The organism is Staphylococcus sp. EG-SA-15, assembly GCF_017151895.1.
Classification (GTDB): domain Bacteria; phylum Bacillota; class Bacilli; order Staphylococcales; family Staphylococcaceae; genus Staphylococcus; species Staphylococcus aureus.
In genome coordinates this window covers 21,487-47,269 of sequence record NZ_JACVZN010000009.1, presented here as the reverse complement: position 1 = coordinate 47,269, position 25,783 = coordinate 21,487, and the positions used below count along the sequence as shown (strand labels likewise).

26 protein-coding genes are annotated in these 25,783 nt (G+C 34.2%); 7 read left to right on the top strand and 19 right to left on the bottom strand.

Features of this window, described 5'->3' with window-relative positions; all coding sequences use genetic code 11:
* Positions 1 to 101: 101 nt before the first annotated feature.
* Positions 102 to 722: a class A sortase SrtA gene (gene srtA, locus IDG64_RS06160; protein ID WP_000759362.1), complete on the bottom strand. Its 621-nt coding sequence runs from the start codon at positions 720 to 722 to the stop codon at positions 102 to 104.
* A gap of 193 nt (positions 723 to 915) precedes the next feature.
* On the opposite strand from srtA, the gene IDG64_RS06155 reads away from it, so the two are divergent.
* On the top strand, positions 916 to 1,407 hold the full coding sequence (locus IDG64_RS06155) for a GNAT family N-acetyltransferase (RefSeq protein ID WP_000621927.1): 492 nt from the start codon (positions 916 to 918) through the stop codon (positions 1,405 to 1,407).
* Positions 1,408 to 1,844: 437 nt separating this feature from the next.
* Here IDG64_RS06155 and IDG64_RS06150 read toward each other — a convergent pair whose 3' ends face one another.
* The 5 genes from IDG64_RS06150 to IDG64_RS06130 form a co-directional block, all read right to left on the bottom strand.
* A complete protein-coding gene (locus tag IDG64_RS06150; protein WP_001549802.1) occupies positions 1,845 to 2,015 on the bottom strand; it encodes a hypothetical protein in 171 nt (56 codons plus the stop codon).
* 61 nt (positions 2,016 to 2,076) lie between these two features.
* A complete protein-coding gene (locus IDG64_RS06145; protein WP_001789909.1) occupies positions 2,077 to 2,175 on the bottom strand; it encodes a hypothetical protein in 99 nt (32 codons plus the stop codon).
* Positions 2,176 to 2,193: 18 nt separating this feature from the next.
* Positions 2,194 to 3,093: an L-serine ammonia-lyase, iron-sulfur-dependent, subunit alpha gene (sdaAA, locus tag IDG64_RS06140; protein WP_000460421.1), complete on the bottom strand. Its 900-nt coding sequence runs from the start codon at positions 3,091 to 3,093 to the stop codon at positions 2,194 to 2,196.
* Positions 3,094 to 3,106: 13 nt separating this feature from the next.
* Positions 3,107 to 3,787, bottom strand: coding sequence for an L-serine ammonia-lyase, iron-sulfur-dependent subunit beta (gene sdaAB, locus IDG64_RS06135; protein WP_001140234.1), 681 nt, complete (start codon positions 3,785 to 3,787; stop codon positions 3,107 to 3,109).
* Between the two features lie 2 nt (positions 3,788 to 3,789).
* Positions 3,790 to 4,833, bottom strand: coding sequence for a PTS sugar transporter subunit IIC (locus IDG64_RS06130; protein ID WP_000353634.1), 1,044 nt, complete (start codon positions 4,831 to 4,833; stop codon positions 3,790 to 3,792).
* Positions 4,834 to 5,382: 549 nt separating this feature from the next.
* Between IDG64_RS06130 and IDG64_RS06125 the strand changes: the two genes are divergently transcribed.
* Together IDG64_RS06125 and IDG64_RS06120 are read left to right on the top strand one after the other, a co-directional pair.
* Positions 5,383 to 5,586, top strand: coding sequence for a hypothetical protein (locus tag IDG64_RS06125; protein WP_001177186.1), 204 nt, complete (start codon positions 5,383 to 5,385; stop codon positions 5,584 to 5,586).
* Positions 5,587 to 5,768: 182 nt separating this feature from the next.
* Positions 5,769 to 6,704, top strand: a complete 936-nt coding sequence (locus IDG64_RS06120; protein WP_072362001.1) for a DMT family transporter — start codon at positions 5,769 to 5,771, stop codon at positions 6,702 to 6,704.
* 80 nt (positions 6,705 to 6,784) lie between these two features.
* On the opposite strand, the gene IDG64_RS06115 is transcribed toward IDG64_RS06120, so the two are convergent.
* The 8 genes from IDG64_RS06115 to cidR all read right to left on the bottom strand — a co-directional run bounded on the left by IDG64_RS06115 (position 6,785) and on the right by cidR (position 15,368).
* Positions 6,785 to 7,753: an alpha/beta hydrolase fold domain-containing protein gene (locus IDG64_RS06115; protein WP_001228169.1), complete on the bottom strand. Its 969-nt coding sequence runs from the start codon at positions 7,751 to 7,753 to the stop codon at positions 6,785 to 6,787.
* Positions 7,754 to 7,885: 132 nt separating this feature from the next.
* The gene (locus tag IDG64_RS06110; protein ID WP_000240662.1) at positions 7,886 to 8,230 is read right to left on the bottom strand and encodes a thioredoxin family protein; all 345 of its coding nucleotides are present in this window, start codon (positions 8,228 to 8,230) and stop codon (positions 7,886 to 7,888) included.
* Between the two features lie 41 nt (positions 8,231 to 8,271).
* Positions 8,272 to 8,682, bottom strand: coding sequence for an acyl-CoA thioesterase (locus IDG64_RS06105; protein WP_000206033.1), 411 nt, complete (start codon positions 8,680 to 8,682; stop codon positions 8,272 to 8,274).
* Positions 8,683 to 9,046: 364 nt separating this feature from the next.
* Entirely contained in the window at positions 9,047 to 11,113 is a 2,067-nt protein-coding gene (gene ptsG, locus IDG64_RS06100; protein ID WP_000473676.1) for a glucose-specific PTS transporter subunit IIBC, read from the bottom strand.
* A gap of 300 nt (positions 11,114 to 11,413) precedes the next feature.
* Positions 11,414 to 13,153: a pyruvate oxidase gene (locus IDG64_RS06095; protein ID WP_001062651.1), complete on the bottom strand. Its 1,740-nt coding sequence runs from the start codon at positions 13,151 to 13,153 to the stop codon at positions 11,414 to 11,416.
* Positions 13,154 to 13,199: 46 nt separating this feature from the next.
* Positions 13,200 to 13,889, bottom strand: coding sequence for an LrgB family protein (locus IDG64_RS06090; RefSeq protein ID WP_001001019.1), 690 nt, complete (start codon positions 13,887 to 13,889; stop codon positions 13,200 to 13,202).
* Positions 13,882 to 14,277, bottom strand: a complete 396-nt coding sequence (gene cidA / locus IDG64_RS06085) for a holin-like murein hydrolase modulator CidA (protein WP_000549734.1) — start codon at positions 14,275 to 14,277, stop codon at positions 13,882 to 13,884. The genes IDG64_RS06090 and cidA overlap by 8 nt, the downstream gene beginning before the upstream one ends.
* 212 nt (positions 14,278 to 14,489) lie before the next feature.
* A complete protein-coding gene (cidR, locus tag IDG64_RS06080; protein ID WP_000351761.1) occupies positions 14,490 to 15,368 on the bottom strand; it encodes a cidABC operon transcriptional activator CidR in 879 nt (292 codons plus the stop codon).
* 166 nt (positions 15,369 to 15,534) lie between these two features.
* Between cidR and IDG64_RS06075 the strand changes: the two genes are divergently transcribed.
* Both IDG64_RS06075 and IDG64_RS06070 read left to right on the top strand, forming a co-directional pair.
* A complete protein-coding gene (locus IDG64_RS06075) occupies positions 15,535 to 15,753 on the top strand; it encodes a sterile alpha motif-like domain-containing protein (protein ID WP_000011686.1) in 219 nt (72 codons plus the stop codon).
* Positions 15,754 to 16,142: 389 nt separating this feature from the next.
* A complete protein-coding gene (locus IDG64_RS06070; protein WP_000455861.1) occupies positions 16,143 to 16,574 on the top strand; it encodes a CHAP domain-containing protein in 432 nt (143 codons plus the stop codon).
* 137 nt (positions 16,575 to 16,711) lie between these two features.
* Here the strand turns inward: IDG64_RS06070 and IDG64_RS06065 are convergent, their stop codons facing one another.
* Positions 16,712 to 17,989: a hydroxymethylglutaryl-CoA reductase, degradative gene (locus tag IDG64_RS06065; protein WP_001180332.1), complete on the bottom strand. Its 1,278-nt coding sequence runs from the start codon at positions 17,987 to 17,989 to the stop codon at positions 16,712 to 16,714.
* A 253-nt stretch (positions 17,990 to 18,242) separates the two neighbouring features.
* Between IDG64_RS06065 and IDG64_RS06060 the strand changes: the two genes are divergently transcribed.
* Entirely contained in the window at positions 18,243 to 19,409 is a 1,167-nt protein-coding gene (locus tag IDG64_RS06060; RefSeq protein ID WP_000151982.1) for a hydroxymethylglutaryl-CoA synthase, read from the top strand.
* Positions 19,410 to 19,630: 221 nt separating this feature from the next.
* Here the strand turns inward: IDG64_RS06060 and sey are convergent, their stop codons facing one another.
* Together sey and IDG64_RS06050 are read right to left on the bottom strand one after the other, a co-directional pair.
* A complete protein-coding gene (gene sey, locus IDG64_RS06055) occupies positions 19,631 to 20,296 on the bottom strand; it encodes a staphylococcal enterotoxin type Y (protein ID WP_000644942.1) in 666 nt (221 codons plus the stop codon).
* Between the two features lie 201 nt (positions 20,297 to 20,497).
* Complete coding sequence (locus tag IDG64_RS06050; RefSeq protein WP_000455969.1) at positions 20,498 to 21,019, bottom strand: methylated-DNA--[protein]-cysteine S-methyltransferase; 522 nt, start codon at positions 21,017 to 21,019, stop codon at positions 20,498 to 20,500.
* Positions 21,020 to 21,427: 408 nt separating this feature from the next.
* Here IDG64_RS06050 and clpL point away from each other — a divergent pair, with 408 nt between their 5' ends.
* Positions 21,428 to 23,533, top strand: coding sequence for an ATP-dependent Clp protease ATP-binding subunit ClpL (gene clpL, locus IDG64_RS06045; protein WP_001058990.1), 2,106 nt, complete (start codon positions 21,428 to 21,430; stop codon positions 23,531 to 23,533).
* Between the two features lie 61 nt (positions 23,534 to 23,594).
* Here the strand turns inward: clpL and IDG64_RS06040 are convergent, their stop codons facing one another.
* Both IDG64_RS06040 and feoB read right to left on the bottom strand, forming a co-directional pair.
* Positions 23,595 to 23,765 carry a FeoB-associated Cys-rich membrane protein gene (locus IDG64_RS06040; RefSeq protein WP_000111118.1) on the bottom strand — a complete coding sequence of 57 codons (171 nt, stop codon included), beginning with the start codon at positions 23,763 to 23,765 and terminating at the stop codon, positions 23,595 to 23,597.
* Between the two features lie 12 nt (positions 23,766 to 23,777).
* Positions 23,778 to 25,772, bottom strand: a complete 1,995-nt coding sequence (feoB, locus tag IDG64_RS06035; RefSeq protein ID WP_000432898.1) for a ferrous iron transport protein B — start codon at positions 25,770 to 25,772, stop codon at positions 23,778 to 23,780.
* Between the last annotated feature and the right edge of the window lie 11 nt (positions 25,773 to 25,783).

The following is a 25,783-nucleotide window of genomic DNA, read 5'->3' as shown; positions in this document are numbered from 1 at the left end:
CACCAATGACACGTCGTCATTGCTACCTCATACCAAACAAAAAACAGTCTCGCAATCAAGACTGTTTTCCACTCAATATATTCATCCATTAGCGTAATAGATTATTTGACTTCTGTAGCTACAAAGATTTTACGTTTTTCCCAAACGCCTGTCTTTTCATTGTAATCATCACAAGTAATTAATGTTAATTGTTTATCTTTACCTTTTTGTTCATCTAGAACTCCTACATCTGTAGGCTTAACATCTCTTATACTTGTCATTTTATACTTACGTGTTTCATTACCAACTTTAAAGTACACCATACTACCTTTTTTGGCTGCTTTAAGATTTGTAAATTGATAGTTCGGACGGTCAATGAAAGTGTGTCCTGCAATTGAAATATTTTGATCATCTAGTGATTCATTTTCTTCTGCAAAGCTTACACCTCTATTTAATTGTTCAGGTGTTGCTGATCCTGGATATACTGGTTCTTTAATATCAGCATCTGGAATTTCAATATAGCCTGCCACTTTCGATTTATCTTTCGGAATTTGAGGTTTAGCTTGCTGCTTTTTATCTTTACTCGCCTGTTCTTTTACATTTTTATCATATTGTTCAATCTTTTCATCTTTATCTTTATCGTGAAGATAATTATCGATATGTGGTTTAGCAAACAAATATGCTGCCACTAGGATAAGTACCACACCAGCGATTGTCATTAATCGATTTGTCCATTTTTTCATACGTTAAGGCTCCTTTTATACATTTCACAATGCCTGTTAACATTTCATATAGTATACCATTAATTTCAAAATGACTCATAGCAATTCATTTTATACTATAAAATTTACATGTATACTTTTACGTTAGATTTCATTACACATATTTGCATTCAAATAACGAAACGCTTTTAATAATTACTAAGGGGGAATTGATATGATTAGATACGCTAAAAAAGAGGATTTAAACGCTATATTAGCGATATACAATGATGCCATTATCAATACTACAGCTGTTTATACTTATGAACCACAAACCATAGACGAACGTGTCGCATGGTTTGAAACGAAACAACGTAAGCATGAGCCTATCTTTGTATTTGAGGAAAATGGAAGTGTCTTAGGGTTTGCGACGTTCGGTTCATTTAGACCTTGGCCAGCATACCTATATACAATCGAACATTCTATTTATGTCGATGCTTCAGCTAGAGGAAAAGGTATTGCTAGTCAATTACTACACCATTTAATTGTGGAAGCAAAAGCTAAAGGTTATCGTGCGCTAGTTGCAGGCATTGATGCTTCCAACAAAGCGAGTATTCAGTTGCATCAAAAGTTTGCTTTTAAGCATGCCGGCACACTGACCAATGTAGGTTTTAAATTTAATAGATGGTTAGATTTAGCATTTTACGAATTAGATTTACAAGACTAGTAATGTTTGAATCACATAATATAAACAAGACAACCATGTTAATTCCCTTAACATAACAAGCCAACATATAAAATTTTAAACTTCTCAGGGGAGTGGGACAGAAATGATAAAGAGCCACTAATGATTTATTATGTAGTGGTTCTTACACATTAGCCACAGCTAATGTGTACTTAAAAATAGGAATACATGAGTAAAACTCATGCATAAGAAATACTAATTTCTATAGAAAAAGTATTTCTTTATCGTCGTCCCACCCCAACTCGCACATTATTGTAAGCTGACTTTTCGTCAGCTTCTGTGTTGGGGCCCAAAAAGCTTGTTACAAGCGCATTTTCGTTCAGTCAACTACTGCCAATATAACTTTGTAGAGCATATTACATTGATTTACATTGTCCCTTTTATTTATTCTTTTCAAATACTATCCCCATAGCTTTGATTTAACGCTTTTTCTCAATAACAAAACGAATATAGTAGAACATGAAAACGATAATCATGCTGAGCGATAAAGATTTAAATAATAGATTGACCCACGTTCCCTCAGTCGTATATCCATATGTAATCGTTGTGTTAATGATGAATGCTATAAAGATGATTGATAGTCTTAGCATATCATCACTCCTTTTAAGTTATTTTAGATATACGGGGGCGCTTTTGCAATCACTATTTTGATTAGTATGCATTTTCCATAAATCTTTCAACTTCTTCAGAGATAATTAAGAAGCATCTATCTGGTACTAATGATCCAGACAGATGCTTCTTTTTTATCAATATTTTATTGTTATCTCATTAATTATTTTTAACCATATCTTCAGCTGTGCCAAAGATTTTACGTTTAATTGCTTCGCCAGTTGGTGTGCCTGCTAGTCCACCCAATCCAGTTTCACGTAATGATGCAGGAAGGTTACGACCAACCTTATCCATTGCTTCAATAACTTCATCAACAGGGATTCTACTTTCAATACCTGCTAATGCTAAATCTGCTGAAATTAAAGCGTTACCCGAACCAATTGCATTTCTCATAACACAAGGAATTTCAACAAGTCCGGCTACTGGATCACAAACTAAACCTAATAAATTACTTATCGCTAATGCCATAGCGTGCCCGGATGCTTCTGGTGATCCTCCGAATATAGCTACTGCTGCAGCTGCGGCCATTGCAGATGCTGAACCAACTTCAGCTTGGCAGCCACCTGTTGCACCAGCTACACTTGCATTGTTTGCTACGACACGCCCAAACAATGCTGAAGTGAATAAGAAATCAATCATTTGCTCTTCTGTTAAATCATGTGTTTTTTCTAATTTAAAAAGTGCACCGGGAATGGTACCCGAGGAACCAGCTGTTGGCGTTGCACAAATAATACCCATCGCAGCATTGACTTCATTTGTTGCAATGGCACCTTTGACTGCGTCAATCATTTCATATCCAGACAAAGCATGATGTGTTTCATTATAATCACGTAGTTTAGCAGCATCATGACCAGTGTAGCCCGTTACACTTTCAACCCCATCACCTGTCGTCCCTTTGATTACTGCGTCTCGCATGACATCTAAATTTTGTTTCATTTGCGCTCGCACTTCATCACGTGATTTACCGCTTAATTCCATTTCTTCTTTAACCATGATATCCGCAAATGACATATTATTTTCTACGGCATAATCTATAGTCTCTCTAATTGAATCAAACATGTTTATTCCCCCTCTAATTTATATAGGAAACGTTTACGTCACTGTATTTCTCTTTAATTGTATTTAATGTTGATTCTGAGATTGCTTTATTTAATGGTATTACAACCAAGCATTTATCTTCATCTATCTTAATAAATTCATCTTTACAGTCTAATTTCATATCGTTGATATCATTGATGAAATGATTTACTTGTGCTTTAGTCATATTTCCGTCAACAACTAAAATTGGTAATCCATGATTTAAATCTACTTCTAGTCCATTTATATGAATACCTTTAATTTTAATTGTACCACCACCGATTGAAATACCGATAATTTCAATGTAGCGACCATCATTACGAGATGATTTGATATAAGCACAGTTTGGATGTTGACCAATACTATCGCCTTCTTCTTCGATGATATCTATTTTAATACCATCATCAGCTGCAATTTCTAATGAAGATTTAATTCGGTTATCAAATGTTGAATATCCCATTGCTCCACCCACAATAGCGACATCTGTACCATGTCCTTGGTGTGTTTGAGCAAATGATTCATAATAATGTATTTCAATATTTTTAGGAATATCTCCCAATATTGCGCGTGCTGAATTCCCAATCTTTACTGCACCAGCCGTATGAGAACTTGAAGGGCCCATCATAACTGGTCCGATAATATCGAAAGCACTTTGATAATCATAGCTCTTTGCCATAATTAAACACTCTCCTTAATATGATTCTTTTTGCTCGGCATTTTAAAGTTGATATTCATTAAATTAAACTTATTAATTAGTGTTCCAATAATATAGGCTAAGACAATGCTGACAATAATCACTGTTGCGATTGTTACAATTGATGTCACTGCATTATTAAAGCCAAACAATACGATGGCGCCTGCAATTGGTGTTGCCATACCTTTGACACCTATTACTAGTCCGCTAAATGTCACGATACATGCGTTGACGACCCCAATCAGTGCATTTGTACCATATAGTTGTACTGGATATTGCGCTATTAAATCAATTTGCGTCAATGGCTCAATACAAACTGCAAATGCTTTTGACGGTCCACCAATGTTTAATTTTCGGAATAAAATAAGGTTAACAAATGAGCTACCTGTACATGTTAGTGCTCCAATAGCCATAGGAACACCTGTCAGTCCTAATAAACTTGTTAATACCATTGAACTTAGCGGTGTCATACCTGTAACAGGAATCACTAGTCCTAAAATGACCGCTAATGCATATGGATTGTTATCACCTACCGCAGTGACAGCACTACCTATTTGTTTTAATGTTGCTAGCACACCAGGTGTAATGATTGATGCAAGTCCGAAAGCAATTGCTGGTGCAAATAAGATCACCACAATTAAGTCCAAGCCTTCTGGAACTTTCTTTTCAATCCATTTAATTAAAAAAGCTACGCCATAAGCTGCGATGAATGCTGGTAATAATTTAAAGTCATGTAATACTAAACCAACAATAACCGCAAATACTGGTGCAACGCCTAAGTTTAAGCACGTTAGAATACCTACTGCGATACCGCTTAAACTTCCTGCTAAATCCCCAATATCTTGTAGAAATTTAATATCAAATACGCCACCAATAGCGTAACTTAAGAATGCTTGTGGTAGAAATGTCGCACAAGCTGCACCGGATAATGCTTGTAGTCCTTGTTTACCGTACGGTGCATACTTTAAAAATAGCGTCATGATCACTAAAACCAAGACTAATGTGCCTACACCTAACAGAATATCCATTTCCCAAAAACCTCTCTCTATGTTTATTTTATTTTCAGACCATAAACATCGTACACCCTTAAGAAAACGTTTTCAACTTTTATCTGTTATCAAATCAAATATTTAAGTGAAATATTTCATATTTGTGAAAGATTTTTAAAATGGATTGTTTCAAAAACTACTTATGTTGTCATTAATATTTACTAATTAACTTTTTACTCTATATTTCAAACAGTTGTGCGACAGTTTTTTGATAACTTTTTTACATCTGAAAGTGAGTAATATTTCTAAAAATCTTTAATATTTATACACTTTATCTTTCGAACTATTTATTTTTTGTTTTTGTGCTGTGTTTATAAAACCACACACTATATTCAAAAATAACTTATTACACATATATTTGCAATAAGATAATTAAAGTAGGATATTATTTTTAGTTTTCTGATAGGAATGATGATAGTCTATAGGTTGAATCTTTACTTTTTTTAAAGCTAAATTTACATCAACTTAACAATGGCTGGTTATACTGAAGATGAAAATATTTAGTATAACTTAGTGGAGGCGATAAAGGTGCAATTGAGTCATTCCGTTAAAGTTGCAATTTCTATCTATTTAGCACTTATCTTTATAACGTTCACTTCTTATTTAGTCATTATTTTATATACGAGTATGACTGGACATGATGTATCACATTTCGTGTTAGATAGTCAGCATTCTCATCATGGATCTCTTACGCAAAAACATTTGAGTCTTCCTGAAATCTCATTTAAATAGTTTATCCTCTGTGTTTCAACATTCATTTCCCATATCGATTCATTTATCTATCATCTAGACCACTACATCTTAGATGATTTTTTTATTTTCTCATTTCACTCTTTCTTAAAAGTCGATATAATGAATTAAATCATTATCATACACCGACATATTTTATGTTGTTGGTGTTAAGTTTTAAAGGGGTGAGATACTTGGCGAATAATCATTCAGCTTTGCGTTTAAAAGGAATTATACTTGCCATTGTCGGTGCTTGTTTATGGGGATTAGGTGGTACTGTTTCTGATTTCTTGTTCAAATATAAGAATATTAATGTCGATTGGTACGTCACTGCTCGACTTGTAGTCAGTGGTGTTTTCTTACTTATTATGTACAAAATGATGCAACCCAAACGTTCAATATTTAGCGTATTCCAAGATCGACGTATGTTAGGCAAATTACTTATCTTCAGTATACTGGGCATGTTAGTTGTACAATATGCTTATATGGCATCTATTAATACAGGTAATGCTGCGATTGCAACATTACTACAATACATTGCGCCAGTTTATATTATTATTTGGTTTGTCATAAGAGGCGTTGCAAAACTAACATTATTTGATGTGCTTGCTATTATCATGACACTATTAGGAACATTTTTATTATTAACGAATGGTTCATTTTCTAATTTAGTCGTCAATCCTGCAAGTTTATTCTGGGGTATTTTAGCTGGTGTAGCACTCGCTTTTTACACAATTTATCCTTCAGACCTACTTAACCGCTTCGGTTCGATTCTAATTGTCGGGTGGGCAATGCTTATTTCTGGTGTTGCGATGAATTTACGCCATCCAATTTGGCACATTGATATCACTAAATGGGACATATCAATTATATTATTTTTAATCTTTGGTATTATCGGTGGTACCGCACTCGCATTTTATTTCTTTATCGACAGTTTACAATACATATCAGCGAAAGAAACAACATTATTCGGAACTGTTGAACCTGTCGTAGCCGTTATTGCAAGCAGTCTATGGTTACATGTGGCATTCAAACCATTTCAAATCGTAGGCATCATTCTTATTATGATTTTAATTTTATTACTATCACTTAAAAGACAACCTGAAGCATTAGATGAATAAGAAAACTCTGATAATCACTTTAGCAAGTAACTATTTTTAACAACGTAGTTACCTTATAGGTGATATCAGAGTTTTTTATTTTAATTAATAATATTTTTCACTTGGTATAAAAAGCGTCGGCGCTCTGGTATCGGAAATACTGGATAAATATGGAATTGGTAATATCCAGGTATAAAGTCATGTTCGATACCTTTTGCACTCAACAATTGCGATAAGTTCAAAGCATCTGGGTACAGTACTTCTTTTGTGCCAACAGTTAATGTAATACGACCTAAACCATCTAAGTCACCATTAATTGGTGATACTTTGTAGTTATCTAAAGGTGTGTCCCCTGCCCATTGTTCAGCTAAGAACACACTGCCATCCACACCTACCATTGGGTCTTTCTTTAAGTAGTCAGGAATTTCAGGATGCTGCATCGTTGCATCTAAAACTGGTGAAATTAATACAATATGTCCTGGTTGCACAATATGTTTTTCTTTTAACAATTGAGCAAATGATAAAGCAATTTGACCGCCCGCAGAGTCACCCATTACAACGATTTGTTTAGAATCTGCTACTTGATTCAATAAATCATGGTATAACTTTTCAAAAAGCACATACGTCGCTTGATAATCTTGATGCGGAATCTTCGGATATACTGGCATGATGACTTTAGCATTGAGTGTTTCTGCAAGTTCATCAATAAATTCGAAATGAATTTTGAGTGGGTCTTGGAACCATGCGCCTCCATGTGCGTATAATACAACACGTTGATGCTTATCTTGTTTATCATTAACGGTATAAACGGTTGAACCGTAGTGCTTATCCACTGTTACTGGCATCTTAAACTGATAATTGGTGCCCTCATATTCACCTGCTGTCTGTGGCGCCATTTTTTCTAATGCTTTCATCGCTTCTTCTTTATACATAAAACGACGCTTAGCTCTAGATAATCGTATACCTTGTTCTAACATATAACTTTTCACACTGCGTTTTTCTTTAATTCTAATATGTGCGTATGCTGCTACTAAAAATCCAAACGCAAGTGTAGACCATTTTTTACGCATTTGTCGTCACTCCTCTTTGATGATTTCTACTATAGTTCTACTGTACCATGCTGATTCTTATTACTACCAATATTTACTGGGAAATAAGTTATGATGTCTACATAATCTTAGCAATGCTAATCATTTGCGATATTAATGCTCATCGACATCGTTATTTACACTATCATTCATTTGCTTAAGATGATGTTCAAAACGTTGCATATCGATAAAACGCCCTTGACGATGCATTTCTTTTCCATTCATAAAAATTAAATCCACAGGTACAGTGAAAATATTTAATTCTCCAGCAATAGCTTCCACCTGACTTTGATTAATCACAGCTAATGGCACATTGGGATATGATTGCATCAAGTCTTCAATTTGTGGTAAAACGGCATGACACACGCTACACTGATCGCGCATGACATGTACAACTGCTAACGGATATTGATGAATAAATTCACGGAATGCTTCGACACTATTTAATTGCTTAACCATTTCGAACACCTTCTTACTTTTTATATTTTAAAATGAAGTCATTATTTTGTTGCTAAAATGTCTTGAAACACTTGTGGCACAGAGGTTATCTTCTTATCGCTCAATCTGTAAAAACCGCCTGTCTGTGTACCAATACAATGCACGCCATGTGCGGACACAATTTCAAACTGAAACACCCATTTCATCTTGCTTGCTTTAACTAAGTAAATACGACCTACTGGTTTGTCATGTATTGTGACAGGTACTTTATACTCTGCTTCCGTTTTCATAAGTATAGGTGAAATGCCTTGATTGATCATTGTTGAGTAATTCATGTGCTGATTAATAAACGCTGTTCTCAAATCTTCGAACCATCTAATATAAACGATATTACTAACGACACCCATCGCATCAATGTCGTAACCATTCACTTCGATTTCTTTCTCTGCAACTAATAGACCTTCTGTTGTCATAATGACAAATCTCCTTATCTTACAAATAGATTTAAAATCATGTTAATTTATTTTTATTACTTTCATGATAAAAATACAAGCAATTGAACTTTATTACGGAAAATCAAACTTTTCAATGACGTTATTAATTTGACTAGTCGTGAAGATGCATTTTTCTAAAATGTACAAAAAGTACAATCCCTACTTTCTATCCCCCAAACTAACATCTATGCCATTGCTATACATCATTGCGCACTAAAAAGGCAGTAGCTTCATTTTAAGCTACTGCCTTTTGTAACGTATTCTCTTTCAACTCGCTACTTCGCATACGCACTACGAATGACTAAAAGTTCATTCATTTGATATGCTGTTTCATTTTTAATCATTATTTGACTGTCATAATTAGCTTACCTGGATCAGCATCTTGTACATCTTCAATGACAAGTTCTTTATTTTCAAGATTTGTAATAATCATTGGTGTAACGATGCTTGATGCGTGTGCTTTCAAGTATGCTAAATTCACTTTCATTAATGGTTGACCTTGTGTTACTTTTTCATCAACGTTAATCAGACTTTCGAATCCTTCACCATTCAGTTTCACTGTATCGATACCAATATGAATAAGTACTTCGACGCCACTTTCAGATTCTAATCCTATCGCATGTTTCGTAGGGAAGATTGTTTTCACTGTACCATCAAACGGTGCTACAATTTCACCTTTTTCAGGGATAAAGCCAACACCATCACCCATCATTTTACCAGCGAATACTTGATCAGGTACTTCTGATAATGGAATGATTTGACCGATACCTGGTGCATAGATGTCTGTTGTTCCAAGTGCTTCTACGTGAACTGGTTCATCTGACATTTCTTCAGTCACTGTCGTTTCACTTGGTTTCGTAATTTCACCACTCATAATCTTGGCCATATCATGTTTAATTTGATCTGATTTTGGACCAAAGATAGCTTGCATATTGTTTCCAACTTCTAATACACCTGATGCGCCTAAAGCTTTAATACCTGCTACATCTACTTTTGATTTATCAACCACTTCTACGCGTAGACGTGTAATACATGCATCTAAATGTTTAATGTTTTCTTTTCCACCCATTGCATCTAAGACATCAAATGGTAATTTTGCGACACTAGAGTTACGAATTTCAGTTTCTTCATCTTCACGACCTGGTGTTTTCAATTTAAACTTACGAATTGCAAAGTCGAATAAGAAGTAATACACGATAGCATATACAATACCGACTGGAATAACTAATAATGCGTGTGAACGATCCCAGTTTAATAAACCATATAAAATATAATCTATGAAACCACCTGAGAATGTCATACCAATTTTAACGCCTAATAAATGCATTACTAAGAATGATGTACCAGCTAATAATACGTGAATTCCATAAAGTACTGGTGCTACAAATAAGAATGAAAATTCTAATGGCTCAGTGATACCAGTTAAAAATGCAGTTAATCCTGCTGATAACATTAAACCACCCACGACTTTTTTACGTTCTGGTCGTGCATTTTTATAAATAGCAAATGCCGCCGCTGGTAAACCAAACATCATAAATGGATATTTACCAGTAGTAAATGCACCAGCAGTAAATGGTACGCCATCTTTCAATTGTGCCATCCAAATACGTTGGTCACCACGAACCAATTCACCTGCGTGATTTGTATAACTTCCGAATTCAAACCAGAACGGTGAATAGAAAATATGATGTAAACCAAATGGAATTAATGAGCGTTCAATAATACCGAATATAAACGTTGTTAATGTTAAATTTTTATTTAATAAGAAATTCGATAAACTATTTAATCCATCTTGAATTGGTGGCCACGCAAAGCTTAAAAGCACACCTGTTGCGATTGCTACGACCGATGTCACAATCGGTACAAATCGTTTACCTGCAAAGAATCCTAAAAATGGTGGTAGTGTAATATTATAAAATTTGTTGTAACACCATGCGGCTAAAGCACCCATGATAATACCACCAAACACACCCGTTTGTAACGTTGGAATACCTAATACTAAAGCATGTGCTGGTTCTTTCGCTGCTTGACTTAATTCTTTTGCCCCTTTGGCATATGAGAAAATGTCATCAATTGTAATGTGCAACACTTTCCCCATTGTTGCATTCATAATTAAGTAACCTACTAGCGCTGCTAATGCTGCAACACCGTCTCCTCCTGCTAATCCAAGTGCTGTACCAACTGCAAATAATAATGGCAAGTTATCAAATACAACTTGTCCTGCTGCTTCCATGACCGACGAAATCATTACAATGATATCGTTTTTTAACCATGGTGCAATTTCTACTAATTGTTCGTTGTGCATTGCGTTACCAAACGCTAATAAAATACCAGCTGCTGGTAAAATCGCAACAGGTAACATTAATGCTTTACCGATACGTTGCAATTGTCCAAACAATTTCTTAAACATATAAACATCCCCTATCTCAATTTCCGCTTCCATGTACAAAAAAAGCAGGCATGAACAAACAAGACTATTCTCATAGTGCGGTTGTTTGCTCATGCCTGCATTACCAGTAACACGCAAGTGATATCTAATTCATAGCTATTATACATATTTGTAAAAGCGTTTTCAACAACTTTTTCACAATTTTATCATCAATTCAGTACGATCATTTGTGATAAATAAACAAAACGGCAATTCCCATTTTGTTGAAATAGAAATTACCGTTTTTATAGTTCAATTCAATTGTGATAACCTTTCAATCAGTTATAAGAAACGTTTTGCTGCCACTGAAATTGGTGGAATTTGATCTAAATCTAAATGTTTATCTTCAGTAATTGATCTAAATGCCCACTTACCATAACCAAGCGCTTCTTCATTTACAATTTTACCTGGTAATGGCGCAGCATTAGGATCAACATATACATCTACAATCGTTGGTACATCTTGTGCTAATGCCTCTTCGACTATAGCATCTACTTCGCTAGCACTCTTAATTGTATAACCTTTACCACCTGCTGCCTCAGCAAATTTTGCATGATCCATATCAGAAAAATCAACTGCATATTCTAATTCACCAGCTGCTTGTTGTTCATATTTAATAAATGCTAACTGTTTGTTATTAAGTACAAATACAGTTAAAGGTAAATCATATTGTACTGCTGTAGCGAAGTCTTGCATTACCATTTGGAATGCACCGTCACCAGCAATTGCGATGGCTTGTCTATTTGGAAATGCAATTTTTGATGCCATTGCACCTGGAAGACCGCAACCCATTGTACCTAACCAACTTGAAATGATGAACTTGTTATTTACACCAAGGTTTAAGTATCGAGTTGACCAAACTGTTGCTGTACCTACATCTGCTGAAATTACTGCATCATCTTTAATAAATTTGTTAATTGATGCCATTAAACGTTCTGGACGTAATGGTTTGCTATTATTATTTTTATCTTGTTCCATCCATTTATCCCAAACCGCTTTACGTTCTAACGTTTTGTTTAAAAATGGTCTTTCCGCAACATGTTTAATATTTTCAGTTAACTGATGCAATGCAATTTTACTGTCTCCAACAATTCCTACATTAATATTAAAACGATGTCCGATATTTTTAGGATTTGTGTCGATTTGGATTGCTTTAATATTTTTCTTAGGTAAGTAATCTACATATGGATAGTTTGTACCTACCATAATTAGTAAATCTGCATCCTGCATTGTCTGATATGAGGTTTTTGTACCTATTTTACCTAAGTTACCAATACTGTATGGATGGTCATCCGGTAAGATTGTCTTAGCAGGTAATGAATGAACGACCGGAATTTTTGCCGCTTCAACAAACGCACGTAGCTCATCTTTCGCATGTTTTGCACCAACACCAATCAACATAACCGGCTTTTTACTCTTATTGATTAATTTAACAGCTTTTTTAATGTCTTTATATTTTGGTGATACAACAGTTGGTCTTGATGTATCTACTGGTTTATTCGTTGTATCTTTAATTTTTTCAGTTAATAAGTCGTTAGGACAAATAACAACAGCTACACCTTTTTGTTCATATGCCGTACGAATTGCTTCGTTAACAATTTCAAACACATTGTCACCTTTTTCAATTTGGTGATTATAAACGGCTACATCTTCACATAATTTTTGTAAATTTGTTTCTTGGAATGCTTTCGTTCCAAGTGCTGTACTATTCGTTTGTCCAGATAATATTAATTGCGGTACATTATCCATTTTGGCATCATACATACCATTTAATAAATGAATTAAACCAGGGCCACCGATACTTAATGCCACACCGATTTTACCAGTTAATTTTGTGTAACCAGCAGCCGCTAAGCTTGCTACTTCTTCATGACGTACATGATAAAATTTAAATTGATCTCTCACTGTACGTAAACTATCGACTACTGCGTCGATTGAGTCTCCTGGAATACCATACAAGTGATCTATATCCCATGCTTGTAATGCTTTAACTAATGCTTCATTTGCTTTTATTTTTGCCATTATTACTAATAGCCTCCCTTTCTGTCTATCATTTTAAATATCTAAATTAATAGAATAATAAAATTAGAACAGGTATTAACACTGAACTAATAACTGCAGTTAAAATCATCCCAATTGAACTAAATGCACCGGATTCAATATCCATTTCTAGTGCTTTAGCTGTGCCAAATGCATGTGACGCATTCCCATACGTTAAACCTTTGGCGATAGAAGATTCAAATCTTCCAAATCTTAATAACATCGAACCTAAAATACTACCGATTAAACCCGTTGTGATAATAAAAAGTACGGTCATCGTATCTGTACCACCTAGTTCATGTGACACTTCGATACCTACTGCGGCTGTTATAGATCGGGGCAATAACGTTACAATGACGTCTTTAGAATAGCCAAATGCTTTAAGTGTTAAGAACACTAACATGAAATTCAGCATGACGCCAGTTAATACACTTGCAAAAATGATAGAGACATTGTCTTTAATTTTCTCTCTATTTTTATAAAGTGGGTACGCTAAACATACGACCGTTGCGTTTAAAATATGGTTGATCCAACTGCCACCTTTCATATACCCGTTATAACTAATTCCAAAGATAAGTAAGACAAAAATAATTCCTAAAGATGCAATTAATGCTGGATTCAAAAATGGGTTCGGATATTTTTGTTGTAACCTTTTAGCGAAATAATATAAAACGACAGTCAACAAAATCATTAATAAGGCTTGCACGTAATCATTCATAAGCGTCTACACCTTTACGATGTTTATGTTTAACAGACATTTTTTCAGCAATATAACCTGAAGATAATGCAACGATACATGTTCCTATAATAATGACTGCGAAAAAGAGTATATAATTTAGCGTAATTTCGGAAGCAACATCCATAATACCTACAACTGACGGTATGAAGAAAAAGACCATCGTCTTTAATAAAAAGTTTGCACCGTCTTCTACCCAAGTTAGCGGTACAATCTTAAATTGTAATAGTAAATAAAATAAAAATAGACCAACAATACTGCCGGCTAAGGGAAGATGAAAAATCTTTTGAATTTCTGTGCCAATATAAGTAATCACAATGATGATTCCTAGTTGTAGTAGTAGTTTGATTATTAATTGGACTTTGTGCATGGCGCCATCCCTTTCTAAATATGTCTAAATTGTTACAATAACTATTATAAAGATGGCGTACACAATATAAAAATACTCTTTTTTTATAGTTTGTATTACTATTTTCTATGGAAACGCTCTCTCAATTTCACTTCATTTTCACAAAAAAACACTCATCATTTCAATGACCCACGTAATGATGCGCCTTAAATAATGAGTGCTTTATTAATATGTTAGCCTAAACGATCTTTCAAAAATTCTATCCATTTCGTTGTGGCATGACTTAATTGTTTATCCTTCTTCCAAACAACACCTAATTCCCAATGTACATGCGCATCTTCAATGCGTAGCAGCTTCACATCTCCATTTAGTTGCTCTGAAATTGATGTTGGTAAAATACTAATACCTAATTCATTCGTAACTAAATCTTCTATAACATGCCATTGTGAAATTTGCGCTACAGTATTCGGAACAAAGCCAACGTTTTTAGCATTTTCAATAATTTTATCATTCAAGTAAAAGTCTTTATTAAATAAAATGAAGTCTTCACCTGCTAAATCTTCGAGTTTAACAGTTTCATATTTTGCGAGTCGATGCTCTCTGCTCACGATAAGTCGCAAATCTTCCTTATCTAGGGTAGTATAATCGAAAATATGATGATCGACTGGCAAAGTGGTCACGCCTATATCTACTTCATCATTGATAATTTGCTGTTCAATTGTTTTGCCGCCATTTTCTATTAAATTATATGTAACATTTGGATATTGTTGATGGAATGCACCAAGAATATTGATAAGAATCTTCATATTCATGACTGCCGACATGCCCATGTTTATATGCCCTGTTTCCAGTCCATTCAAGCGTTCCATTTCAGATGGTAAATAATCATACAGTGCAACAATTTCTTTACTTTTCTCATAAAAAATTTGACCTGCATCGGTAAGTATTAAATGTCTTTTACTTCTATCAAATAAGGGCGTGCCCATTTCATTTTCAATATCTTTAATTGCTTTACTAATTGTAGGTTGTGCAATATATAATGATTTGGAAGCATTAGTCATGCCTCCTTGCTTAACGACTTCAATAAAATATTTCATATGTTTGATATCCACTAACATCATCCTAACTATTTCAACACGTTTATTTCATTATACACAACTTCTTAAACATTCAATAAATTTAGATTTATAAAATTGCTTTATAAAAAGTTTCATGTAAAATACACATTCTTTTATGTTATTATAATAATGGCTCAAGTATATTAATCGAGGTGAGGTATTGAGCTTTTACGAATTTATGCAAAATTTTCTTGGTGATGACACACCATTAGGTGAATTGGTTGATTGGATTAATCAAGATAGCAATTTCCCTAGAGAAGTGAAGAGCCATAGTGAAATATTGTCATATTTTCGAACAAATCCATGTCCTGAAAGCATCTCAGTACCTGTAATTAAACGGGCACTATCAGTTTTCAACCAATTCACAAATGTACAATGATACATGAATACATGGAGTCACATCATCTCATGTTAGCGCTCTGATTGCAGGGCGCTATTTTTAATGCTATCGCTTCATTTAGTATATTGTGATTGCTATTTTCTTTCAGTTATAGAACCACGTACCTTTTCTTTTAAATCATTTTATATTTTCCCACTAATATCCGCTGTTAATCAATCCTGACATCCTTGTATCACTATGACAATTAATTGTTAAATACATGAATTTCTACATTTTATGAAAAAATCCATTTTTATTACAATTCAACACTTTATATGACAACTTCATTACAGTTACTTTTATTGTTGATTGCTTGCATTGTTTTCTAAAAAAAATTTGTTATCATAATTAACGTTGAATAAAGAAAAAAATTAACTTGGGAGATAAAAATGGAATATAAAAAGATACTAATTCGTTTATTAATTGCTTTTGCAGTACTTTTCTCAGCAGATTTCACTTATCAATCCGTCGAACAAACGCATCAATCGCATGCCGCAGTTAATTATTATAGTAAAAACCAATGTACATGGTGGGCATTTAAACGTCGCGCACAAGTCGGTAAACCTGTTTCTAATAGATGGGGCAATGCTAAAAATTGGTATTACAATGCACGTAAATCAAAATATGCGACTGGTCGTACACCAAGAAAATTTGCTGTCATGCAATCAACTGCAGGATATTATGGACATGTCGCAGTTGTTGAACAAGTATATAAAAACGGTAGTATTAAAGTTTCAGAATACAACTTTTATCGCCCATTAAAATACAATACACGTGTACTAAGCAAAAAGGCAGCACGTAACTTTAACTATATTTACTAATCAAAAAACTTCTATCACGAACGCTTCAATTTCCTGTATGCGTGTGATAGAAGTTTTTATTTTTGTTCATATTAATTTATCTAAGCGCTACGATGGACTGACTTAAACTTTTCTTTAAAATCGCTATTCGCAATTTACTATTGTTGTCTAATTTCTTGTAAAATACGTTCCGCTGCTTGTGTATTTGCACGGGGTTCTTGCTTCAATGCTTCAGCTACTTTAGCAATTTCATCACCTTTTGCTCCTACAACGATAGCTAATGATTTATATTGTAAACTCATATGACCTTGTTGAATACCTTCGGAAACGAGCGCACGACATGCTGCAAAGTTTTGCGCTAAACCTACGGCAGCAACTACATGCCCTAATTCTTGCGCTGACTCTACATTTAGCAATTCTAAAGAAGCTTTAGCAATTGGTAATACTTTTGTACCACCGCCAACGATTGCCAATGTCATAGGCACTTCAATTGTACCAATCAAACGTTGACGATCTTGATCGTAACGCCATGTAGCAATACCACGATACTGTCCGTCACGACTTGCGTATGCATGCGCACTTGCTTCTGCACCACGCGTATCATTTCCTGTTGCTAAAACAACAGCATGTATGCCATTCATAACACCTTTATTATGTGTTGCTGCACGATGAATATCTACTTGTGCCAATACAGAAGCACGTTCCATTCGTTTGGCAACCTCTTCTCCAGTTCTCTCGCCCCTTGCTAAATCTTTAACATCAATTTCGCCTTGAACTTTAACAACGGACGCTGTTGCATGATTGGATAAAATACTCATTAAAATGTCGCTTTGCGGAAATTCATTTTTTAAAAATGCAGTTATGTCCTCTAAAATCGTATTAAGCATATTAGCGCCCATAGCATCTTTCGTATCAACAAATACTTTTAAAGATAGTAACTGTTGCTCAGGAAATGTATCAATCGCTATACGTTGGTAACCACCACCACGCGCTTTAATAGAAGGATATGCCTCATCCGCAATTTTATGAATTTGCTTTTCTAAAGCTTTAATGTCTGCTGATAATTTTTCAGTATCGTCAACGCCATCAAAGACGATTTGACCTATCATAATACGTTCAGAAGATACCGTTTTAAATCCGCCAGTCTGATTCACTAGCTTTGCACCATAACTAGCTGCAGCGACAACTGAAGGCTCTTCCACCATCATAGGTACAACATATGCCTTATCGTCCACAATGATATTCGGTAATAATCCAACGGGTAATGCACCTTGCGCGATGACATTTTCAATTAAACTATTGGCTACTTCTTCATCGATTAATGGATGATTCAGTAAAATGTCGAATTGTTCTTCTGATAACCATTGCTTATCAACCAATTGTTGTAACTTTTCTTTACGAGATAAATGTCGAAAATTCTTATCTAAATTTTGCATGGACGTACTCCTTTTACTTCACATAATTTTTAACATTTCAATCACTACTATTTTTACCACAAAATAACGTCATTCGTCTTAAAATTCAATTGAATAATTGTCGTTTTGACTTTAAAATAAAACAAGGTAAATTAAAACGCTTACAAGAAACGACAAATCATTTTTAAATTTAGTATATTTCTTTGTATAAAATTAGCATATTCTGATATGATACAAGTGTTGCTTTTATAAATTTGAAAGGATGTAAAACCTTATGACAATAGGTATCGATAAAATAAACTTTTACGTTCCAAAGTACTATGTAGACATGGCTAAATTAGCAGAAGCACGCCAAGTAGATCCAAACAAATTTTTAATTGGTATTGGTCAAACTGAAATGGCTGTTAGTCCTGTAAACCAAGACATCGTTTCAATGGGCGCTAATGCTGCTAAGGACATTATAACAGACGAAGACAAAAAGAAAATTGGTATGGTAATTGTGGCAACTGAATCAGCAGTTGATGCTGCTAAAGCAGCCGCTGTTCAAATTCACAACTTATTAGGTATTCAACCTTTTGCACGTTGCTTTGAAATGAAAGAAGCTTGTTATGCTGCAACACCAGCAATTCAATTAGCTAAAGATTATTTAGCAACTAGACCGAATGAAAAAGTATTAGTTATTGCTACAGATACAGCACGTTATGGATTGAATTCAGGCGGCGAGCCAACACAAGGTGCTGGCGCAGTTGCGATGGTTATTGCACATAATCCAAGCATTTTGGCATTAAATGAAGATGCTGTTGCTTACACTGAAGACGTTTATGATTTCTGGCGTCCAACTGGACATAAATATCCATTAGTTGATGGTGCATTATCTAAAGATGCTTATATCCGCTCATTCCAACAAAGCTGGAATGAATACGCAAAACGTCAAGGTAAGTCGCTAGCTGACTTCGCATCTCTATGCTTCCATGTTCCATTTACAAAAATGGGTAAAAAGGCATTAGAGTCAATCATTGATAACGCTGATGAAACAACTCAAGAGCGTTTACGTTCAGGATATGAAGATGCTGTAGATTATAACCGTTATGTCGGTAATATTTATACTGGATCATTATATTTAAGCCTAATATCATTACTTGAAAATCGTGATTTACAAGCTGGTGAAACAATCGGTTTATTCAGTTATGGCTCAGGTTCAGTTGGTGAATTTTATAGTGCGACATTAGTTGAAGGCTACAAAGATCATTTAGATCAAGCTGCACATAAAGCATTATTAAATAACCGTACTGAAGTATCTGTTGATGCATATGAAACATTCTTCAAACGTTTTGATGACGTTGAATTTGACGAAGAACAAGATGCTGTTCATGAAGATCGTCATATTTTCTACTTATCAAATATTGAAAATAACGTTCGTGAATATCACAGACCAGAGTAGTCGGTGTATTTAAAACACATATAATAAAACCTAAAAGCAGCAGTAAGACCACTTCTCATTGAAATCGTCTTACTGCTGTTTTCTATTTATAACATTTTGTATTGAATGGATTAGCTAAGCCTGTTTGACACATTATTGAAATTTTCCTAAGAACTTAATGTCCTAAGCTATTCTATTTTAAATTGTCAAAGTACCCTAGACGCATTTTATGTTGGAACGACTTATTTCATATAAATATCTATATGACTAATATTATCAAAATCAAACGTTTTTTCTTGTGAGTCACTCAATATGTCGCCTAAATCTATTTTATGTCTTGCTCCATTTTTCATTTCTATAATTAGTTCCCCTGAATTGTAATTACTATATAGGTGTTCTTTTTCTAATAAATATTTTCTAATTCTAAAATCTGTTTCTTTTAGAGAAATCTGTTTATTCTTAACTTCTAATAAACTGTCTGGATTCACTTTAGTTTGATGACCGTTAACAAACAAGTTCATTCTATAAGATAAGTTAGTTACTTTTGATATAGGATCATACTTAACTACTGTACCACGATATACTTTAGATTGTTGGTTTTCATATAATGTTCCCCATATATTAACTTTGTCTTGATTTTTAAACTGTTTCAAATAATCAGTGTTGTAGAGCACTGTCCGTACATTGTAGGTGTCAACTTTCGCGTCTATATAATTTTCCCCAACTCCTGTTACTTCTTTATTCGTATAAACTTCAAATTTTTGTGCATAATGCTCTTTTAAACTGTCATTACTATTTTCTGTAATCAATCCAGTTGTTTTTGCTTTTACTTCTGCTATTCCAATAGATCCCGTTACTGCAATCAAAAATGCCAAAGTTGTCAACAAAAACCATAGTTTAGCTTTCATTTTCAGATCATCCTTTTCTCATTTAAGATTAAATTCATCAAATGCTTTGTGCGCAATTTAATGTTATTACCGAATGATCTATATATCAATATTTCTAGATGTTAATTTTCTAAAATTATCATTAATTTATTTTGATTAGTTTTTAAAATAATTCAACGTATTTAACAATGCATAGATTTATTTTTCTAACATATTTATACGTTACGGCTTTGTACTGTGTTTAGGTATATAAAGCTTTGACATATCGATATTCTCCAGCTCTAACAGCTTAATTTTATTATTAATCGTTCCACCAAACCCTGTTAAGCTACCCGTTTTACCGACAACACGATGACATGGCACGATAATAGATAATGGATTACTTCCGACTGCACCTCCAACCGCTTGGGCTGACATTTTTGGCTTATCAAGCACCTTGCCTACTTTTTTGGCAATAGCACCATACGTTGTTAGAGTCCCATAAGGAACCTGTCTTAATTCATTCCAAACACACTGTTGAAAATGACTACCTGTTGGCTTTAAAGGTATTGTGATTTCAGGATTGTCACCTTTAAAATACGCGTCTAACCACTGTGTCGCCTCTTTAAATATCGCTAAAGACGTATTTTCTTCCCTAGTACCATCACCTTGTTGATTTTCAAACAAAACAGCGGTCAGACTTACCCCATCACTCAAAAGTTCCAATCGTCCTACAGGCGAATCATAGTAATTCTTATACTCCATAAAAATGCCCCCTTTTTCTAATCATACGCCTTAATTGTTAAATTAGAAAATATTCATGTTCACATTTTTTAAAAATAAATAAGTCGTCAATTACGTATATAAACACGTAATACCAGCTATCACTTTGCTGCAATATACAGTTACATATCTTACTACACGTGCTAACCTCTTACTTTGTAAACCAAATCTTAAATTAAAATATTGAAAATGCAATGAATCCTTAATATTTTATTAAACCTATAATTACTTATTAAAAATAACACACAATATTCATAAAGTTTTAAAAATATTCTGTTTTATCACCTACTATTAGTGGAAAAGTACAATTGCAATTGTATATAGTTTGCATAACGCTTCAAAAGTAATTTCTTTTTTGTTTAGTTCAAAAAAATTTAGAGGTGATGTTATATGAATAACGGTTTTTTCAATAGCGACTTTGATTCAATTTTTCGAAGAATGATGCAAGATATGCAAGGTTCAAATCAAGTCGGAAACAAAAAGTACTATATTAATGGTAAAGAAGTTTCACCTGAAGAACTAGCGCAACTCACACAACAAGGTGGCAATCACTCTGCTGAACAAAGTGCGCAAGCTTTTCAACAAGCAGCACAAAGACAACAAGGGCAACAAGGTGGCAACGGCAATTATTTAGAACAAATTGGTCGTAACCTTACGCAAGAAGCACGTGACGGTTTATTAGATCCAGTCATTGGTCGTGATAAAGAAATTCAAGAAACTGCTGAAGTTTTAAGTAGACGAACTAAAAACAATCCTATATTAGTTGGAGAAGCTGGTGTTGGTAAAACTGCGATTGTTGAAGGTTTAGCACAGGCAATCGTTGAAGGAAATGTACCAGCAGCAATCAAAGACAAAGAAATTATTTCTGTAGACATTTCATCATTAGAAGCTGGAACGCAATATCGTGGTGCTTTTGAAGAAAATATTCAAAAATTAATCGAAGGTGTTAAATCTTCACAAAATGCCGTACTATTCTTTGATGAAATCCATCAAATTATCGGTTCAGGTGCCACAGGAAGTGATTCAGGTAGCAAAGGGTTATCTGATATTTTGAAACCTGCATTAAGTCGTGGTGAGATTTCTATTATTGGTGCAACAACACAAGATGAATATCGAAACAATATTCTTAAAGATGCTGCATTAACGCGCAGATTTAATGAAGTGCTTGTTAATGAACCAAGCGCTAAAGATACTGTTGAAATTTTAAAAGGTATTCGCGAAAAATTCGAAGAACACCATCAAGTAAAATTACCAGATGACGTATTAAAAGCATGTGTTGACTTATCAATTCAATATATTCCACAACGATTATTACCAGATAAAGCAATCGATGTGTTAGATATTACAGCAGCACATTTATCTGCGCAAAGTCCAGCTGTCGATAAAGTTGAAACTGAAAAACGAATTTCTGAATTAGAAAATGATAAACGTAAAGCAGTAAGTGCTGAAGAATATAAAAAAGCTGACGACATTCAAAATGAAATCAAATCATTACAAGATAAATTAGAAAATAGTAATGGTGAACATACTGCTGTTGCTACAGTTCATGATATTTCAGATACTATTCAACGATTAACTGGTATTCCAGTTTCTCAAATGGATGATAACGATATTGAACGTTTAAAAAATATTTCTAATCGTTTAAGAAGTAAAATCATAGGTCAAGATCAAGCTGTAGAAATGGTTTCACGTGCAATTCGCCGTAATCGCGCTGGGTTTGATGACGGCAACCGTCCAATTGGTAGTTTCCTATTTGTCGGCCCTACTGGTGTTGGTAAAACAGAGCTTGCTAAACAATTAGCAATTGATCTATTTGGTAATAAAGATGCACTTATTCGACTTGATATGAGTGAATATAGTGACACAACAGCTGTTTCAAAAATGATTGGTACAACTGCTGGTTATGTCGGTTATGACGACAATTCAAATACGTTAACTGAAAAAGTACGCCGTAATCCATATTCAGTCATTCTATTTGATGAAATCGAAAAAGCAAATCCACAAATTTTGACATTGTTATTACAAGTAATGGATGATGGTAATTTGACTGATGGTCAAGGTAATGTTATCAACTTTAAAAATACAATTATTATTTGTACATCAAATGCTGGCTTTGGCAATGGCAATGACACTGAAGAAAAAGATATTATGCATGAAATGAAAAAATTCTTCCGCCCTGAATTCCTTAACCGCTTCAACGGCATCGTTGAATTCTTACATTTAGATAAAGATGCATTACAAGATATCGTCAACTTATTATTAGACGATGTACAAGTTACATTAGATAAAAAAGGTATTACGATGGACGTTTCTCAAGATGCGAAAGATTGGTTAATTGAAGAAGGCTATGATGAAGAATTAGGTGCGCGTCCATTAAGACGTATTGTTGAACAGCAAGTACGTGACAAAATTACAGATTATTATCTAGATCATACAGACGTTAAACATGTGGATATAGATGTTGAGGATAACGAATTAGTCGTAAAAGGTACATAACGACACTTTAACATATCAAAAATGAGCATCAGGTCGCCCTTGCCTGTGCTCATTTTTTTAATTATTTCCCTGGAAAATGATTCGCTGTGTGCTGTTCTGTTCCACAACAATCACGATTAATGTCACATGTACCACATTTTCCTTGTTTTGAACGCTTGAAAAATTTTACTAGTGTATATAAGGCATATCCGAAAATTGCTAAAAAAATTAAAATGTTAATAATGACTGACACTTTAACCACTCCTTAAACAAATAAATGTCCGACTTGATAAAAAATGAATGTTAAGACATATGCAGTGACTAGAGGATAGGCAACTGCAAGTGCCGTCCATTTCCATGAATAAGTCTCTTTACGGATTGCTGCCACTGTAGAAACACAAGGAATATACAATAGTATAAATATCATAAATGCATACGCAGATAGCGGTGTGAATTGATTTTGAATCACATTAACAAGGCCTGCATCACCTGATGAATAGATAATCGCCATCGAACTTACGATAACTTCTTTTGCTAAAAATCCTGGCACTAACGTAGCACCTGCTTGCCATGTTCCAAATCCGAGCGGTTCCACTAACATACCAAAGAAGCTACCAACCATATGTAAAAAACTTTGATTGATATTCACATTGATACCATGTGGCCCTACATAACTTAATAGCCAAATGACTACTGAGCCGCCAAAAATAAATGTACCTGCTTTACGAACAAAGCCCTTAGCCTTTTCCCAAGTACTACGCCACAACGTTTTAATGGAAGGAACACGGTATGTTGGCAATTCCACAATAAAGATTGCATTATCATTTTTTAAAATCGTCTTAGTAAGTACTGTACTGACTAAAAATGCCATAATAATACCTAAAACATACAGGCTTAATACTACTAAAGATTGATTCTCTTTGAAAAAGATACCTACGAACAACGCATACACTGGCAGTCTAGCAGAGCATGACATGAATGGTGCAATTAATATCGTTGTTAAACGCTCTTTTTCATTTTCAATACTGCGCGCAGCCATAATACTCGGTACGTTACAACCAAATCCGATAATCATCGGTATAAAAGACTTCCCGCTTAAACCGAACGATTCCATAATACGATCCATTAAAACCGCAATACGTGCCATATAACCCGAATCTTCTAATAAAGATATAAAGAAAAAGAGCACAACAATTTGTGGTACAAAGACTAATACTGATCCTACACCAGCAATAATGCCATCTGTAATTAAATCTTGTAAAAATGGTATAACACCAAGATAATTCATAATCGTCTTCACACTATCGGTAAATGTACCACCTATAAATGCATCGAGTTGATCCGACAAAGGTGTGCCAATCCATGTAAATGTAGTTTGAAAGATCAACCACATAATCGCTAGAAAAATAGGCATCCCTATATATTTATGTGTTAATATCTTGTCTATTCTAGAGCTGAAATATTGCTTATCTTCATCTGGATACGTTACCACGTCTTGCAATAACGTCTCAATATAATGATTGCGTATACGCTCCATCTCTCGACGAACAGATACAGCCTGTACTTGTTTATCAACTTGATCACGTAAACTCGACAATTTATTTACAACCTCTGAATTAAGTTCGTTTGCAATTTGCATGTTATTTAATAAGAATTGAATCGCAATAAATCTAGCTTGATACTTATCATGAGATGTCTCTGTCATTATTATTTGACACATATTTTTAATTGTCTCTTCAATCTTCTCACCATAATTGATTTTAAAATGCGGTTGATACCCTTCCCCTAGATGCTTTATTTCGCCAAGTAAATGTTTAGTTCCTTTGCCTGTACGTGCCACAACTGGAAAAATAGGTGTTTTTAACTTTTTCATCAATTTATGATAATCGATTTTTATCCCGCGCTTTGTAGCTACATCAATCATATTTAATCCGATGTATATTGGTTGATTAAGTTCTAACAATTGTACTGTTAATTGCATATTTCTTTTTAGTTGACTCGCATCAACAATGTTAATGATTCCTGAAAATGAATCGTTTAATAAATAGTCTGTCACTACAGTTTCATCTTTAGAAATCGGCGATAAATCATATGTACCTGGTAAATCAATTAATTGTCCTACATTTTCTTTTAGCTTCCCTACTTTTTTCTCTACCGTTACGCCACTCCAGTTGCCTATATATTCATACGAACCAGTTAAAGCGTTAAACAAAGATGTTTTACCAACATTAGGATTTCCTAAAATACAATAATTTTCCATTCGTCCGGCTC